This is a genomic window from Mycobacterium sp. THU-M104 (assembly GCF_049197365.1).
Lineage (GTDB): Bacteria > Actinomycetota > Actinomycetes > Mycobacteriales > Mycobacteriaceae > Mycobacterium.
Genome location: NZ_JBMIOP010000229.1, coordinates 31869 through 47651, shown reverse-complemented (window position 1 = coordinate 47651; position 15783 = coordinate 31869). Strand labels below are relative to the sequence as shown.

Below are 15783 nucleotides of genomic sequence, written 5' to 3'. Positions count from 1 at the left end.
GTCCGATTGTCGCACCGCGCAGCGAAAATCTGCGTCCACCCGCCTGATCGCAGAGATCCAACGGGCGAGCTGTCGGGATGGTGGACCCGCCGCGTCGGTGACCAGTGTCGGCTGTGAGCTCCCCACGAGCGTAACGCGGTTGCGAAATCCGGCTCGGAATGTCGCGGTGCCGTTACGCTCGCGGGGCCGCCAGCGCCGCCAGCATCGCGGCGTCACCAGCGTCGCGGCGTCACCATCGTCGCCAGCGAATTCGGAATCCCTTGCTCTCCGTGATCACTGGACCTGGGGAATTCTCAAGGAATCCGGGGTAGACGTCAGTCCCAAGGGTTTACCAGGTCGACGCCCGCTCCGTCGAAGTGGGGAGTATTGCGGGTAGCCACAGTTGCGTGCCGGGATGCGGCGATGCCGGCTATCTGCACATCACGAATTTGCACCGCGCGCCCGACTCGTTGACGGGTGGCGGCGATGGTCCCAGCGGAAATCGCGGCCGTCAGGTCGAAAGATTGCACACGACCATCAAGGTCTTCGTCGAGGAGTTGAGTAAACATCTCGTCGAGCCGCTTGCGCCGCCGGCTTGACGCCAAAAGTTCGATGCCGGTGCGGATCTCGAATACCGTCACCGATGTCGTCCAGATTGATTCGGTGGGCTGATGATCGAGCCATGCCACGACGGCCGGATCGGGTGTGTCCCGCATCAACGCGGAGAGCACATCGGTGTCGAGCACGATCATGATTCGTTGAACTGCGCAGGCTGGACGGGCTGGCCCCGCAGTTCGGGAATGTCCTCGGTGAGGCCCATGCCCGTGAAGCGCGACGCGATGCGAGACCCGAGCCGCCCGGGCGGATTGTCGACGTTCCGGACTGCGTTCCGCAGGATCTCGCGCACCTCTTCCTCGGTGCTGCGACCGTGTCGACGGGCTAGTCGCTGCAGTTTGGCCTTGGTGTCGTCCTCAAGTTGACGGATGAGAATCTGCGCCACCGAGCAACGATATCATGATATCGTTCAGAAAGTGCATTGACCTCGCGGTCGAGTTTGTGGAGCACTCCAAGAATGGCCCCGTTGACGGTGGTGCCATCATTCAGCGCAGTCGACCGCGGCCTCGAGAGCCACGCAAATGGCGCGCATCCGGGTGGCGGCGAGCCGGCCGAGCCGATTCACCAACACTGCGACCGAGACACTTTCGACCGAGTCCAGATTCACCGCAGAACGCCGCGGAATCGGGTCGGAACCGGGTTCGAGGACGACCTCGCTGACCAATCCCCGGATGGTTGTGGTGCAGGGCGCCACGAGTGCGCGTCGAAGCCGAGGGATCGCCGCATCGCGCGAGAGCACAACAACCGGACGCCGGCCGATCCCGGACATCTCACACCACCACACCTCGCCGCGTGCCGGAAGTGAGCTCACGAGTCTCCCACCGCCCGCCGCCACGACGCCAGGTCGCCCCACTCGTCGGGCTCGTCAATCGGGTGCTTGTCGTAGGCCGCATAACTCGCATCCACCTCCGCCGATCGATGGCGAGCAAGTAATGCCCGCAGGGCCTCGTCGATGAGCGCGGCGTCAGTGCTTCCCGCCCGCACGTCGCGTGCGCTGCTCAACAGCGCGGCGTCGACAGTAGTGCTCAGACGTATGCGGTTCATGCCACGATTATGCCACCGCCTGGGCAAACTCCTCTGCGCACATCTGGGCGCATCAGCGCACGCCGGCGACACTCGTCCTCCCGCGGTGGCGGAATCAATCCAGCCAGAGCGCCTCGCGCAGCCGCGCCGGACTCATGGCGCCGGGCCGGCCCGTGTCCGGCGGGAACGAATCGAGCAACCGGATCAGGTCCGGGCGCCGGGTCGGGTCGTCGGCGCATTGCCGGGGTGTGTGACCGGCCAGGGCGGGGAGCGATTCGTCGAGCCAGGCCGCCTCGTACGTGTGGATCATGTCCTGGAGGGCCGCGGCGAGGGCCGGGTCGGCAGCCACGTCGTCGATCACCTCGCTCTGCGCGTCGTCGCCGGCGAGCCGCCGGGCGTCGCGCAGATCGCCGAGCGGCTCCCGGGTCTCGCTGAGCACGCTCACCGACGCGTCGAGCGCACGCACAGCGGCGAGCACCCGGTCGAAGCGTTCCGCGCTGTTGGCGTGCACGTGCAGCTCGTCGCCGGTGAGCTCCAGGTGCGCCCGAACCCGCTGCATGCCGTGGGTGACGACGTGCTCGAACCACACCAGCGTGTCCCCCGACTCGCCTTCCTCCCGTTCGTAGAGGCCGTCGAGCCCGCGGGCCAGCGCCCCCGGGTCGGCGGCGCGCAACACCGCATCGCACATCGTCAACGACTCGCCCTCGGTGTTGAGCAGCACCGGCGGGGCGAACCGCCGCGACAGCGCCGCGACCAGCTCGACCGGGTCGGGCTCGTCGTCGAGCAGCGCGATCAACCCGTCGCGCTCCCCGAGCGAAACCGGCTCCAACCCGCCGAACACCTGCATCGTCTCCCCCGCGGGAACAACTCTGGCGCAATAGAATTCACCGGCCTTGACCTGCGTGCTGGCGGCCCGTTCACGCACCTCGTGCACGTCGCCGGTGCGCACGTCGCGCACCGTGAAACCCTGCCCGCGCGACACGTCGAGCACCTCGTACACCGACCGCTGCACCAGCAGCCACTGCTGGGCCAACGACTGTTCGTCGTCGGGCAACAGAACGCCACGGGTACCGACGAACTCGGCGAACGCCCCTCCCTCGAACAGCATCACGTCGGCGACCAGAGGATCGCGCAGCCCGTCGACGAGCGAATCGGGTGAGTCCCGGTGCTGCGACCGGACACGGGCGATCTCGAGGAACTCCGCCACGAACGGGCCGTCCAGCAGATCGATGGCCGCCTTCTGATACAGCCAGGCCGCCCGCTCTTCCAGCGGCAGCTGCTCGCGGTTGAGGTGGCACACCTTGTATTTGCGCCCCGAACCGCACCAACACCGCTGATTGCGACCCAGGTCGGCGCGCGGAGCCGGCCGGAACGCCTCGAGCAGTTGCTGAAGATGATCGTCGGGGGGCGCCCCCGCCCGGCGCAGCAGCGACAACCCCCGCTCGGCGTCCCCCCGATCGCCGGCGTAGCGGGCCAACTCCAGCAGCGTCAACGGCCACGACGGGTCCAGTGACTCGGCGTCATTCAGCGCCGCCTCGGCCTGTTCGACGTCCCCGAGCGCCTCGTGGGCCTTGGCGCGCATCCAGCGCAAGGCCGGGCGGGCAGCCCGCGGCGCCATCGGCTCGGCCGATTCGGCGAAGACCCCCAGGGCCATGGCCGAGGTCTCGTCGTCCACGTCGATCTCGCGCAGCACGGCGGCGGCCACGGCCGGTTCGCCCAGCAGCTCCAGGACAGTGCGCACCGTGGTGCGGTCCGGCTCGGATGACGGCTCGCCGGCCACCGGGGCCGGGGCGATGTCGGCGACGTCGGGCTCGTCGCCGTCGTCCAGGCGGGCACGCACGGCCTCGACCACGTCGAGGGTCTGCTCGTGCAGTGTGAGCGTGGCCAGCACGGCCAGCGCCTCGTCGTCGTCGAGTTCGTAGCGTTCCTTGATCGTTTCGAGCCGGTCGGCCGTCCGCGCTGCGGCGAAGTCGAAGCCCCCGCATGCGACCCGATCGCCGTCGCGAGTCAGCCCGCTCGCGGCGAGCAGATCACCCAGCGGTGCTGTGGGCTCGCGAAAGAGGCTGTCGTCGTCGGCGCACACCGTCCACGTCGCGATGTCGAGCATCTCGGGGCGGTCGGGACGCTCGCCGAGCAGCGCCGCCAGCGCCTCGCCGGGGTGGCCCGCAACCGGTTCCGCGACCGGCTCGGCGACCGCGACGAGCTCGAGGCCGCTCGCCCCGACCCCCAGCCCGACGAGGTCACCGGCGCGCACGCCCAGAGCGGCGAGGTGACCGCTCGGCAGCAGCAGCGCCCCCGAGAAGTCGACCGCGTCCGCGGGCACCCCGCGGGCGGCCAGGACCTCGTCGTGCAGGAATGGAAACACGTCGCTCAGCGGCGAACCATCGGCAAGTCGCCGATAGGCCTCCACCTCGGTCAGGATCGACACCGGCGCCAAGTCGGGTCCCCACGCCAGCAGGTCGTGGTCGACCTCGACCGCGGTGAGGCGGTGGGTGAAAATTCTGCCTTCGAGCAAGGCCGGAATCCAGGCCCACCGCCCGTCGGCCAGGGGCAGGACCGGCTCGTCGTCGTCAAGAATGTCGTCGAGGGCCTCGACAGGGTCGGGTCCGAGGTCGGCACCGTCGGCTTCGAGCGCGTCCAGCAGGTCGTCCTCGCTCATCGGGCCGCGCGTCGAAAGAACCTGGCGCACAACGGCAGCAAGCGAATCTTGAGGCATCGGCCCGAGACTACTCGCCCCGGCTTGCGCTGTCAGCGGCCGGTGAGGCGTCACGCCGTGGCGAAACCCGGACCCCCGTCAGCCGACGGCGGCCCCGGCCTGCGCGTAAGGCGCGCCGAACTCGGTCACCGGCTGGAAACCGTGCTTGCGGGCCCTGGCGGCGGCCTGGCGCATCAGCGCGTAGATCCCGACGAACGCGGCGTGATCGGTCATCAACAACGGCGGCAACAGCCGGTTGTGCACCAGGGCGAAGGCGATCCCGTCGGCGGGATTGGTCCAGCCGAGCGAGCCGCCGAACCCGACGTGCCCGAAGCCCGGCATGATGTTGCCGATCGGCAGACTGTGATAGCCCAGGTGGAAAGCCAAGGGCACGAACAGGTTTCGATCCGGCCACAGGCTTTTTCGGCCGGTCAGGCCCGCGACGAGTTCACCCGAGAGGAACCGGGTGCCGTCGATCTCGCCACCGTTGGCGATCGCACCGTACATGCGCGCCAGGCCGCGGGCGGTCACCACCCCGTTGGCCGCGGGGATCTCGGCGTCCAGCATCGCGTTCTCCCCCTTGACGGCATCGGTGATGCCCGGGAAGTACATCGAGCGGTATGCGCCGGACATCTCGTTGGCGACCTTGCGCAGCACGAAGTTCGCCACCGGATTGCCGATCATGTTCTGCGGCATGACGATCTCGGCCGCCCGCGTCGGCGCTCCGGCCGGCGGCCGGCCCAGGTGCAGGCCGTCGGTGTCCAGCGGCTCGGCGAGCTCCTCGCGGATCAGCGCACGCATGCCCTTTCCGGTCACCGCCCGGGCCAGGCCCGACATCAGCCACCCGAACGTCAGCGCGTGATACGCCGGCTTGCCCAGCAGGCGCCCCGGCGGCGCCGCGGCCAGTCGTTCCTCCATCACGGTGTGGTCGAAAAGGTCTTCCCGCGTGGCGCCGCGCAGACCCGACAGCCCGGCCGCGTGCCTCATCACGTCGCGCACCGTCAGGTACGCCTTCCCGTTCGCCCCGAACGCCGGCCAGTACTCGGCCACCGGTGCCTCGTAGTCGATCAGCCCCCGATCGGCCAGCCGGTGAATGACGGTGGCGGCCATGCCCTTGGTCGCCGAGAACACCATCGGGGCGGTGTCCTCCGACCACGGCTCGTCTCCGGCGCGGTCGGCCCAGCCCGTCCACACGTCCACCACGGGCTGGCCGTCGAGGTACACCGCCAGGGCGCCGCCGCCGAACCGGCGCGCCGGGAACATGCCGGCGAAAGCGCGAACGACGCACGTGAAATGTGAGTCCGCCGCACCGGACATCCGATGACCCGCGTCAGGGTCATCGGGCATCGGGACCGCGCGTCGATCGACTCCAGTGTCCACCGTCATACTTTTAATTTACTAAGGCTTCATATTCGTCTTCGGCGCGCGCCGGATTACGTTATCCAACCGTTAGCCTCGGCGGGGCTCACGCACACCCCGGACCCGGTCTGGCGGCGTCGCCGCGGCGCATCACTGGCGCGGCGTCGCGTCGGGCCACCGGAACCGAGCGCGGTATTCCGGCCAATCCCACGTCGACAGGAACGCCTGGGCCGCCTCGTAGCCCTTGTCGAAGAGCTGTTCGAGACGCTGTCGGGATGCGTCGAAGTCGAGCACGCCGACGTCGGTCGATTCGACCAGGATGGCGCGGGAACGGACCCACGGCTGGTTGAGCTGGGTCTGGTCATGGCCGACCAGCATGGTGGTCAGCAGACTTTCCAACAGTGACGTCTGCTCGAAGAACCGCAGCGGCCGCAGAGCCGGCATCACTTCACCGAGTCCCTCGGCGATTCGGGGTAGCACCGTGATCCCGAAGGTGGGCCGGCGCGGCGCCTTGCCGTCCCAACGGTCGAAGGTGTCGATCGGGAAGTTCGACAGAACGCCGCCGTCGACCAGCGTCGACGGGCGCCCGGTCGCGCTGAACAAGGTGATTGGGCGGTAGAAGAACGGGATCGCCATCGACGCGCGGACCGCGTCGGCAACGGATTGTTCGTCGGGGTCCAGACCGTAGATCGGCCGGTAATCCCAGGGAAATCGCACCAGCTGCGCCGCCGTCACGTCCGCGACGGTGACCACCAGCCGGCTGCGCCGCCCCTCGGGCAGGTGGTCGTCATCGAGTTTCAGGTCACCGAACGTCTCGACTCCCAGGTTCTTCAGCTCAGCGCGCACCCACTCGTGGGCGAAGTCGCCGCGGTACATGCTCGTTTCCCGAACCAGTCCCCACGCCGCACCCAGAAAAGGGACCGGCGGCGCGTCACGCCATTTGCTCAGCGGCACCGACAGCGCCAGTTCCTTGATCTCCTGGCTCGTCAGCTGGTCACCCTGGGACGCGGCGGCAAGAACCGCGGCGACGACCGAGCCGCCAGAGACCCCCGACACCCTGGTGAACGAATACCCGTCCTCCATGAGCGCGACGATGGCACCCACCAGGCCGATGAACTTGACACCCCCGCCCGAGAGCACGAGGTCGGCATGTTTCGGCTCGCTGGTCTCGTTGCCGTCTGCCATGGCCGCCTTTCCGTCGCGAGGTGGCTCAGCTCGACGTTACTGCGCTGCAGCTGCCAGGATCTGTTGGGCCGCAAGCGCCGGAGTCAGCTCGCCGGCCCTGACCTTCTGCTCGACGTCGGCCCGGATCCTGCGCACCGCCGGATTCGACAGCACCCGGTCGAGCACCGTGTCGCGCACCATCTGCCAGGTCCAGTCGACCTGTTGAGCCCGTCGGCGCGCCTCGAACTCGCCGGCCTCGGTGAGCACCCGGCGATGACGTTCGATGGTGTCCCACAGCTCGGCCAGACCGGTGCCCTCGGTTGCGCTCGTCGTGAGAACCGGCGGCCGCCAGAGCGTTTCGCGTGGATGGATCAACCGGATGGCAGCAGCGAGTTCCCGTGCGGCCGACCTCGCCTCGGCCAGGTGGTCCCCGTCGGCCTTGTTGACGACGACGATGTCGGCCAGCTCCAGGGCTCCCTTCTTGATGCCCTGCAGGGAGTCGCCGCTGCGGGCCAGGGTCAGCAGCACGAAGGTGTCCACCATGTTGGCGACGGCCACCTCCGACTGGCCGACACCGACCGTCTCGATCAGGATCGCGTCGAACCCGGCGGCCTCCAGCAGCACGACGGTCTCCCGGGTCGCCTTCGCCACACCGCCCAACGTCCCCGACGTCGGGGACGGCCGGACATAGGCGTCGGCGTGCACGGCCAGCCGCGGCATCCGGGTCTTGTCGCCCAGGATCGACCCGCCGGTGCGCGTCGACGACGGGTCCACGGCCAGCACCCCCACCCGGTGGCCCCGCTCGATCAGGTGCATGCCCAGCGCTTCGATGGTGGTGGATTTGCCCGACCCCGGCACCCCGGTGATGCCCACCCGGTGGGCGCCGCCGGAGTCCGGCATCAGCTCCAGCAGCAGTTGCTGGGCCTGCTCGTGATGGTCGGGCCGGGTGGACTCCAGCAAGGTGATGGCCCGCGACAGCGCAGCGCGGTCTCCGCGGCGGATGGCGGCGCCGAGGTCCTCGACCGTTTGCGCGCTCATCGGGCCGCAACCGCGCGCGAGCGTAACGCCACCGCGATTTTCGGCGCCGATTTTCGCAGTGGCGTTACGCTCGCGGGAAATATCATGCGCCCAAGTCATACCCAAGCCGCTCGGCCAGCTTGTGCAGCAGGCCGATCGCCGCGTCGGCGATCACGGTCCCGGGCGGGAAGATGGCGGCGGCTCCGGCGGCATACAGCTCGTCGAAGTCACCCGGCGGGATGACCCCGCCGACCACGATCATGATGTCGGGCCGGCCCACCTGCACCAGGGCGTCGCGCAGCGCCGGCACCAGCGTCAGGTGGCCCGCGGCCAGCGACGACACCCCGATGACGTGCACGTCGTTGTCGGCGGCCTGCCGGGCGACCTCCTCGGGCGTGGAGAACAGCGAGCCCACGTCGACGTCGAAGCCGATGTCGGCGAACGCCGTCGCGATCACCTTCTGACCGCGGTCGTGGCCGTCCTGACCCATCTTGGCCACCAAAATCCTGGGCCGGCGGCCGTCGGCCTCGGCGAACTTCTCCACCAATTCGGTGGCTTGAGAAATAGGGGCGATGTTGGTGGCCTTTCCGGCTTCGTCACGGTAGACCCCCGAGATGGTACGGATCTCCGCCCGGTGCCGTCCGTACACCTTCTCCAGCGCGTCGGAGATCTCCCCGACGGTGGCCTTGGCGCGGGCCGCGTTGATGGACAGCGCCAGCAGGTTGTTGCCCAGGCCGTCCGCCCCGGCGCGACCGTGGGCGCCCGCCGCCCGCGAGAGCTCGGCCAGGGCGGCATCGCAGGCCGCCTGGTCCCGGGTCGCCCGCAGCTCCTGCAACTTGGCGTGCTGCTCGGCGCGCACCCGGCTGTTCTCGACCTTGAGGACCTCGATCTCGGTGTCCTCGTCGACCTGGTACTTGTTGACCCCGATCACCGGCTGCTGACCGGAGTCGATGCGGGCCTGGGTGCGCGCGGCAGCCTCCTCGATGCGCATCTTGGGGATGCCCTCGCTGATGGCCTGGGTCATCCCGCCGTACTCGGCGATCTCTGTCAGGTGGGCGCGGGCCTGCTGCGCGAGCTGGTGAGTCAGCCACTCCACGTAATAGGACCCGCCCCACGGGTCGATCGGGCGGGTGGTGCCCGACTCCTGCTGCAACAGCAGCTGGGTGTTACGCGCGATCCGCGCCGAGAAATCCGTCGGCAGGGCCAGCGCCTCGTCGAGGGCGTTGGTGTGCAGCGACTGGGTGTGGCCCTGGGTGGCGGCCATCGCCTCGATACAGGTGCGGGCCACGTTGTTGAACGCGTCCTGGGCGGTCAGCGACCAGCCCGAGGTCTGCGAATGCGTGCGCAATGAGCTGGATTTTGGGTTTTGGGGTCCAAATTCTGCGACGAGTTCGCTCCACAGCAGCCGGCCGGCGCGCAGCTTGGCGACCTCCATGAAGAAGTTCATCCCGATGCCCCAGAAGAACGACAGCCGGGGCGCGAAGTCGTCGATGTGCAGGCCCGCGTCCAGGCCGGCCTTGATGTAGTCGACCCCGTCGGCCAGGGTGTAGGCCAGCTCCAGATCCGCTGTGGCACCGGCCTCTTGGATGTGGTAGCCGGAGATCGAGATGGAGTTGAACTTCGGCATCTTGGCGCTGGTGTAGGCGAAGATGTCGGAGATGATGCGCATCGACGGCTTGGGCGGATAGATGTAGGTGTTGCGCACCATGAACTCTTTGAGGATGTCGTTCTGGATGGTGCCCGCCAGCTTCTCCGGCGGCACCCCCTGCTCCTCGGCGGCCACCACGTACAGCGCCAGGATCGGCAGCACGGCGCCGTTCATCGTCATCGACACGCTCACCGCCGACAGGTCGATGCCGTCGAACAACTGGCGCATGTCGAGGATGGAATCGATTGCCACACCGGCCATTCCGACGTCTCCCTGCACGCGCGGGTGGTCGGAGTCATAGCCGCGGTGGGTGGCCAGATCGAAGGCCACCGACAGCCCCTTCTGGCCCGCGGCCAGGTTGCGCCGGTAGAACGCGTTGGAGTCCGCGGCGGTGGAGAACCCGGCGTACTGCCGGATCGTCCAGGGCTGGTTGACGTACATCGTGGGGTAGGGCCCGCGGATGAACGGCGGCTCGCCGGGGAAGCTGTGCAGCGGGTACCCGTCGGCCGCCGCGGCGGCCCGGTCGGCGGCGACGTAGACCGGCTTGACGTCGATTCCCTCCGGGGTCTGCCAGGTACGGTGCTCGTCTCCCACCGCTTCGGCGGGCCGCTGCGCCGTAGCGTCGCCATGCAGCGGAATGTCGGAGAAATTCCCAATCACAGAGGCGCTGCTCGTCATCGCGGCTACGCCCCCAATCGGGTGAGCAGATCCGACAATGCTTGGACTGCATCGATTTTCGCGGTCAGGTACTCATCTGGCCGGTGCGCCGGGTCTTTCGGGTCGCCCATTGCCCGCTCCGGCCCGGCCAGGCACACCCGTGACACTCCGGCGCTGCGGGCCGCCGCCACGACAGCGGCGGCTTCGTCGCCGTAACGCTTGTCGGTGCCACAGATGACCGCAACCGCCGGCGAACCGGCATCCGATACGGCTGCGGCCACCCCGGCGGCGTCGAGCGGTCCCGGGTTGAGCGCCTCGATTCCGCCCGACGCCAGCAGGTTTGACGCAAACGTCGCCCGGATATTGTGCTCGGCGAGCGGCCCCAGCGGCAGCAACAGCGCCCGCGGTCGCGCCCCGGTGCGGGCCAGGTGGGCGTCGGAACGGTCCCGCAGCGCTTCGAACGCGGCGGCGTAGCGCTTACCGTGTTGCTGCGAATCCTGCTGCGGCAGTGCGTCTTCTGCCAGATTCGGGAACTCGTTGACGCCGGTGATCGCGGTGCGACGGTGTGCGATGTCGTCGGCGCGCTTCGCGGCCACCTCCGCGATCTTTTCGGCGAGGTAGTCGCGGGCGTCGGCGAACCCGCCGCGGGACTCGATCGTCTGGAAATGCCCCCAGGCGTGGCGGGCCAGCTCCTCGGTGAGGTCCTCGACGAACCACGAGCCACCGGCCGGATCGAGCACCCGCCCGACGTGGGACTCCTCCAACAGCAGCAGCTGGGTGTTGCGGGCGATGCGGCGCGCGAAACCCGCAGACACGCCGGGAAACCCGCCCGGGATCGCCACGTCGAACGGGTGCACCAGCATTGTGTCGGCACCGCCCACGCCCGCGGCGAAGGCGGCCACCGTGCCACGCAGCATGTTCACCCAGGGATCGCGCTGGGTCATCATCGGCAACGATGTCTCGGCGTGCAGCACGGCCGCGCCGCCCTCGGGGTCACCGGCGACCTCGGCGACGCGCGCCCACAGCCGGCGCGCGGCCCGCATCTTGGCGATCGTCATGAACTGGTCGTCGTCGGCGGCCAGGCGGAAGCTGATCTGCCGCAACGCGTCGGCAACGGAGATCCCTGACTCGGTGAGGATCCGCAGGTAGGCCACCGCGGCCGCCAGGCTGCCGGCGAGCTCCCACGCCGCGCTGGCGCCGAGATTGTGGAAGGCCGGCCCGTCGACCGTGATCGAGCGCAGCCCGCGCTGCCCGGCCACCCGGGTCGCGACCGCCACCACCTGCTCGACCGTGCAGGACTTTCGCCCGCCCAGCGACGCGCTCAACGGGTCGGCGCCCAGGTCCACCGACACCGTGGCCCGCGCGGCCGGTTCCAGCCGGTCCACCAGCCCCAGCAGTGCGTCGCCGGCCGCCGGATAGTCGGGGCCGGCGTCGAGGATCACCGGCGCCAGATCCAGGTACACGCCGGCGAGCAGCGCGGCGAGCCGATCGGGAGCCACACCGGACTCCCCCACCCGGATCAGCAGCGCGCTGACCCCGTCGGTGAGCGCGCCCAGTACCGCTGCATTGCCGTCGTCGGCGCCTGAACCCGGTTTGGGGAACGCCTCTTTGGGGAAGGCCTCGGCGACCTTCCAGCCGGCGTCGACGTCCCGCGTTGCGTCGCCGCCGCGCACGTAGGGCCACTCACCCGGCAACGGCGGCTCGGGCAGCTCGTCGAGCGCGGTGTAGAGCGCGCGGACGGCAAACCCGTCATAGGTGGGGGTATCCAGGGCGTGCTCGGGTTGCGCACCCAACTCCGCGGGGTCGCGCCGGGCGCTTTTGGCCAGCACACCCGCGACCGCGGTGCGCCACCGCGCCAGCGCTTCCTCACCGGCCGCTGGATCGGCTGCCACCCTCGTTGGTACGTCCACGGACACCGACGGCTCCTGTAATCGCAGGAAATGGGAATTTCTCAACCCGGGGTCGCCACTTTTCCACCAGGCTAATTGATCGGTTGCGTCGCTCCTGCGGCGAGGTCCGGCGCGGGCCGGTCCGGGGCGAAACGCCAGACGCGGGCAACGCGGTATTCATCTGCGCCCCGTAGCCTTGACAAGCGTGACGGTACCCGCCACCGGCAAAGCCACCGGCGCCCTGCGCAGCCTCGGCTACGTCCTGGGCACGACCGCGCGTCAACTGTCCCGGCCGCGGGCCGTGGCGACGGCGGTCGGCATCGCGATCGTCGTGGCGGTGGCGCTGCTGGTTCCGCTGCCGACCGCCGTGCAATTGCGCGACTGGGCGCCGTCGGTGGGCCCGTGGTTCCCGCTGGCGTTCCTGGCCGCGCACGTCGTCGTCACCGTGGTGCCGATCCCGCGCACGGCGTTCACCCTGGCCGCCGGCCTGCTGTTCGGACCGGTTCTGGGGGTGCTGATCGCCGTGTCCGCCAGCGCGGCCAGTGCGCTGATCGCGCTGCTGCTGGTGCGCGCGGCGGGCTGGCAGCTCAACCGGCTGGCTCGCCACCGCGCCGTCGAGAGGATCGACCAGCGGCTGCGGGAGCGGGGCTGGCTGGCAGTCTTGTCGCTGCGGTTGATTCCGGTCGTGCCGTTCTCCGCGCTGAACTACGCCGCCGGCGCGTCTGCGGTGCGGGCGCTGCCGTTCACGCTGGCCACGGTGGCCGGGTTGCTGCCGGGCACCGCCGCCGTGGCGGTCCTCGGCGACGCGCTGGCCGGTCATCCGAGCCCGCTGCTCTTCCTGATGTCGCTGTGCACGAGCGCGCTGGGGATGTGCGGGATCATCATCGAGATCCGCCATTACCGGCGCCGGCACTCGCGGGCATGGTGACGATCGCCATCCGCACCAGGATCTTCGGCCGGCTCGTGCGGTCGCGCCGGCTGATGCGCGCACCGATCTGGATCTACCGGGCCCGCGCGGGCGCGCTGTTCGGCTCGCGAATCCTGATGCTCGAACACATCGGGCGCACATCCGGCACAAAGCGCTACGTCGTGCTGGAGGTCATCGATCACCCTGCCCCGGACCTTTACGTCATCGCCTCCGGATTCGGCCGAAACGCCCAGTGGTTCCGCAACATCCAGGCCAACCCACGGGTGCGTGTCTACGCCGGCAGCCATGCGCCCCGACGCGCCACCGCACGCATCCTCGACCAGGAAGAGGTCGACCGCGCCCTGGCGGTCTACCGCAGCCGCCATTCCCGGGCATGGCAGCAGCTCAGACCGGTGCTCGAGGACATGCTCGGCGTGGCGATCGCCGACACCGGCACGCCGCTGCCCATGGTCGAGCTGCGCCTCGACTAATCGCGGTCGGGGCCCTTGACCGTCATCGCCGCGAAGACGGCCAGGAACGACGCGGCCGGCACGGTGTTGACGATCTTGTCGCGGGCCCGGAGGTGCGCACCCACCGCCAGCACGAAATACAGCGTCAGCATCGCCGTCGTCAGCCTGGCCAGCGCCGGGAACCGCGTGACCGACAGCAGACCGACTGCGGCCGCGGCCTTGACCACCGGCAGCACGGGCCGAACGCTGTCCGGAACGTCGAGATCGTCGAGGATCTTCTTGATCGGGGGCACCGGAACCGCGCAGGCCACCGCGTCACCGGCATGGAACACCGCAAGCGCCACATATGTTTTCGGTGAAGTCAGCATACTCATGTGCCGATCCTAGTGCGCGCTGCCGACGATAGCTCTCGCACCCGCGCCGTGCGGGTGTGGCGCGAGCCGAACCGGGCTACACCGCGCCGCCGCCCAGGCCTCCGTCACCGCCGGTGCCGCCCGCGCCGGGTGAGCTGCCGGTGAACCCAGTACCACCGGTGCCACCGGCGCCACCGTCACCGCCCTCACTCAAAGCGCTACTCGACGTCCCACCCTGGCCGCCAGCCCCGCCCTGGCCGCCAGCCACACCGGCGGCTTCAGCGGACCGTTCACCGGCGGCGGGGTCGGTGGTCACGGCGGCTGCGGTGGTCTGAGCGGCGGCACCGGTGGGGACGGCGGGGCCGGCGCGCACCCGCCTACTGGCCCAGTTGCGGCGGCGTCCCCAAGTGCCCGTCCACCGGCTTCTGGGCAATTGCCTCGGCCTTGGCCACCGCCCGGACGATCGCCGGGTCGGTCTCGGTGGAGAACCAGTCGGCAATGTCGGCGTCGTCGGTGTCGGCCGGCGCAGGCGCGTCCTCGACCGGCGACGGCTCGAACCGAAACACCCCGTCCTCGCCCGGTTTCCCCAGCATCCTGGTGAAACCCTGCAACGCCGCGGAGAAGTCGCTGGGCACCACCCACACCTTGTTGGCGTCGCCGCGGGCCAACTCCGGCAGCGTCTGCAGATATTGGTAAGCCAACAACTCCGGGGTCGGTCGGCCGGCCTTGATCGCGGCGAACGTCTTCTCGATGGCCTTGGCCTGCCCCTGCGCCTGCAGGTAGACCGCGGCGCGCTCACCCCGGGCGCGCAGCATGCGCGACTGCCGGTCGGCTTCGGCGCCCAGGATCGCGGCCTGTTTGGCGCCTTCGGCGGCCAGGATCTGAGCCTGCTTCTGCCCCTCGGCCTCTTTGATCGACGACTCGCGCATACCTTCGGCGGTCAAAATCATGGCCCGCTTCTCACGATCGGCCTTCATCTGCTTCTCCATCGACGCCTGGATCGACGGGGGCGGGTCGATGCTGCGCAACTCGACGCGCGCCACCCGCAGGCCCCACCGGTTGGTGGCCTCGTCGAGCACACCGCGGAGCTGGGCGTTGATCACCTCGCGTGAGGTCAGGGTCTGCTCCAGCGTCATGCCGCCGACGACGTTGCGCAACGTGGTCGTGGCGAGCTGCTCGACCCCGACGAGGTAGTTGCTGATTTCGTAGACAGCCGCCTGGGGGTTGGTGACCTGGAAGTAGACCACCGTGTCGATCGACAGGGTCAGGTTGTCCTCGGTGATCACCGGCTGCGGCGGGAACGACACCACCCGCTCGCGCAGGTCCACCCGCGCGCGGATCCTGTCGATGAACGGCACCAACAGTGCCAATTGGCCGCTGACCGTGCGGCTGTACCGGCCGAGCCGTTCGATCACCGCCGCCTCCGCTTGGGGGACCAGCGCAACCGACTTGGCCACCACCACGATGGCGAAGACAACCAAAACCGCCAGCAACACCAGGCCTGTCACCGCACCATGCATCGGAGTTCCTCTCTCTCCCAGCGTCTGCCGACAGCCGTCACGCGGTTCTGAACACCACTGCTACGGCGCCATCGATGTGCACGACGGTGACCGACTCCCCCGGTTCGTAGACGTCGCCATCGTTGAGCGGCCGCGCCGTCCAGACCTGGCCGTCGAGCTTCACCCGGCCACCGTCGCCGGCCACCCGGTCGAGCACCAGCGCGTTCGCGCCTTCCAACGCCTGGATGCCCAGTCGCGGCACCTTGGGCGTCAGCCTGCGCCGCAGCGCCGGGCGGACCAGCACCAGCAGCAGCAGCGAAACGATCAGGAACACCAGCCCGTCGGCCCAGATCGGCCACTGGGCCAGTGCGCTGGCCGCCGACGCGGCCAGCGCACCGCCGCCGAGCATCAGCAGGAACATATCGCCGGTGAGGGCCTCCGCACCGGCGAGCACCAGTGCGAATATCAGCCAAAGCACCGCGCCGGGCATGCGGCCAGAATACGCGGA

15 protein-coding genes and 1 pseudogene are annotated in these 15783 nt (G+C 69.4%); 2 read left to right on the top strand and 14 right to left on the bottom strand.

Translation table 11 applies throughout. The annotated features are described in order from the left end of the window. Positions 1–314: 314 nt before the first annotated feature. From ACOJVU_RS17505 to mutA, 10 genes and pseudogenes are all read right to left on the bottom strand, one after another. The gene (locus ACOJVU_RS17505) at positions 315–731 is read right to left on the bottom strand and encodes a type II toxin-antitoxin system VapC family toxin (RefSeq protein WP_421530928.1); all 417 of its coding nucleotides are present in this window, start codon (positions 729–731) and stop codon (positions 315–317) included. After that, positions 728–979: a FitA-like ribbon-helix-helix domain-containing protein gene (locus tag ACOJVU_RS17500; RefSeq protein ID WP_421530927.1), complete on the bottom strand. Its 252-nt coding sequence runs from the start codon at positions 977–979 to the stop codon at positions 728–730. Before ACOJVU_RS17500 ends, ACOJVU_RS17505 begins: the two co-directional genes overlap by 4 nt. Positions 980–1075: 96 nt before the next feature. Then, the gene (locus ACOJVU_RS17495; protein WP_421530926.1) at positions 1076–1405 is read right to left on the bottom strand and encodes a type II toxin-antitoxin system PemK/MazF family toxin; all 330 of its coding nucleotides are present in this window, start codon (positions 1403–1405) and stop codon (positions 1076–1078) included. Further along, positions 1402–1662 (bottom strand): annotated as a pseudogene (locus ACOJVU_RS17490) (antitoxin); the annotation flags it as partial. The gene ACOJVU_RS17495 and the pseudogene ACOJVU_RS17490, both read right to left, overlap by 4 nt. Before the next feature lie 70 nt (positions 1663–1732). Then, complete coding sequence (locus ACOJVU_RS17485; protein WP_421530925.1) at positions 1733–4333, bottom strand: SEC-C metal-binding domain-containing protein; 2601 nt, start codon at positions 4331–4333, stop codon at positions 1733–1735. A 78-nt stretch (positions 4334–4411) separates the two neighbouring features. After that, positions 4412–5698 (bottom strand): serine hydrolase domain-containing protein, encoded by a 1287-nt coding sequence (locus ACOJVU_RS17480; RefSeq protein ID WP_421530924.1) that lies wholly within the window; start codon positions 5696–5698, stop codon positions 4412–4414. 123 nt (positions 5699–5821) lie between these two features. Then, positions 5822–6856 (bottom strand): patatin-like phospholipase family protein, encoded by a 1035-nt coding sequence (locus ACOJVU_RS17475; protein ID WP_421530923.1) that lies wholly within the window; start codon positions 6854–6856, stop codon positions 5822–5824. A 36-nt stretch (positions 6857–6892) separates the two neighbouring features. Further along, positions 6893–7873, bottom strand: a complete 981-nt coding sequence (meaB, locus tag ACOJVU_RS17470; protein WP_421530922.1) for a methylmalonyl Co-A mutase-associated GTPase MeaB — start codon at positions 7871–7873, stop codon at positions 6893–6895. Between the two features lie 82 nt (positions 7874–7955). Next, positions 7956–10178: a methylmalonyl-CoA mutase gene (scpA, locus tag ACOJVU_RS17465; protein ID WP_421530921.1), complete on the bottom strand. Its 2223-nt coding sequence runs from the start codon at positions 10176–10178 to the stop codon at positions 7956–7958. A 5-nt stretch (positions 10179–10183) separates the two neighbouring features. Beyond that, positions 10184–12073 carry a methylmalonyl-CoA mutase small subunit gene (gene mutA, locus ACOJVU_RS17460; RefSeq protein WP_421530920.1) on the bottom strand — a complete coding sequence of 630 codons (1890 nt, stop codon included), beginning with the start codon at positions 12071–12073 and terminating at the stop codon, positions 10184–10186. Between the two features lie 178 nt (positions 12074–12251). Here mutA and ACOJVU_RS17455 point away from each other — a divergent pair, with 178 nt between their 5' ends. Next, positions 12252–12974, top strand: a complete 723-nt coding sequence (locus ACOJVU_RS17455; RefSeq protein ID WP_421530919.1) for a TVP38/TMEM64 family protein — start codon at positions 12252–12254, stop codon at positions 12972–12974. Beyond that, positions 12968–13444: a nitroreductase family deazaflavin-dependent oxidoreductase gene (locus ACOJVU_RS17450; RefSeq protein ID WP_421530918.1), complete on the top strand. Its 477-nt coding sequence runs from the start codon at positions 12968–12970 to the stop codon at positions 13442–13444. Before ACOJVU_RS17455 ends, ACOJVU_RS17450 begins: the two co-directional genes overlap by 7 nt. Here the strand turns inward: ACOJVU_RS17450 and ACOJVU_RS17445 are convergent. The 4 genes from ACOJVU_RS17445 to ACOJVU_RS17430 all read right to left on the bottom strand — a co-directional run bounded on the left by ACOJVU_RS17445 (position 13441) and on the right by ACOJVU_RS17430 (position 15765). After that, complete coding sequence (locus tag ACOJVU_RS17445; RefSeq protein WP_421530917.1) at positions 13441–13797, bottom strand: DoxX family protein; 357 nt, start codon at positions 13795–13797, stop codon at positions 13441–13443. The two genes, ACOJVU_RS17450 and ACOJVU_RS17445, sit on opposite strands and share 4 nt — an antisense overlap. A gap of 76 nt (positions 13798–13873) precedes the next feature. Beyond that, positions 13874–14149: a hypothetical protein gene (locus ACOJVU_RS17440; RefSeq protein WP_421530916.1), complete on the bottom strand. Its 276-nt coding sequence runs from the start codon at positions 14147–14149 to the stop codon at positions 13874–13876. Between the two features lie 4 nt (positions 14150–14153). After that, positions 14154–15296, bottom strand: a complete 1143-nt coding sequence (locus ACOJVU_RS17435) for an SPFH domain-containing protein (RefSeq protein WP_421530915.1) — start codon at positions 15294–15296, stop codon at positions 14154–14156. A 37-nt stretch (positions 15297–15333) separates the two neighbouring features. Beyond that, positions 15334–15765: an NfeD family protein gene (locus tag ACOJVU_RS17430; protein ID WP_421530914.1), complete on the bottom strand. Its 432-nt coding sequence runs from the start codon at positions 15763–15765 to the stop codon at positions 15334–15336. Positions 15766–15783 lie beyond the last annotated feature (18 nt).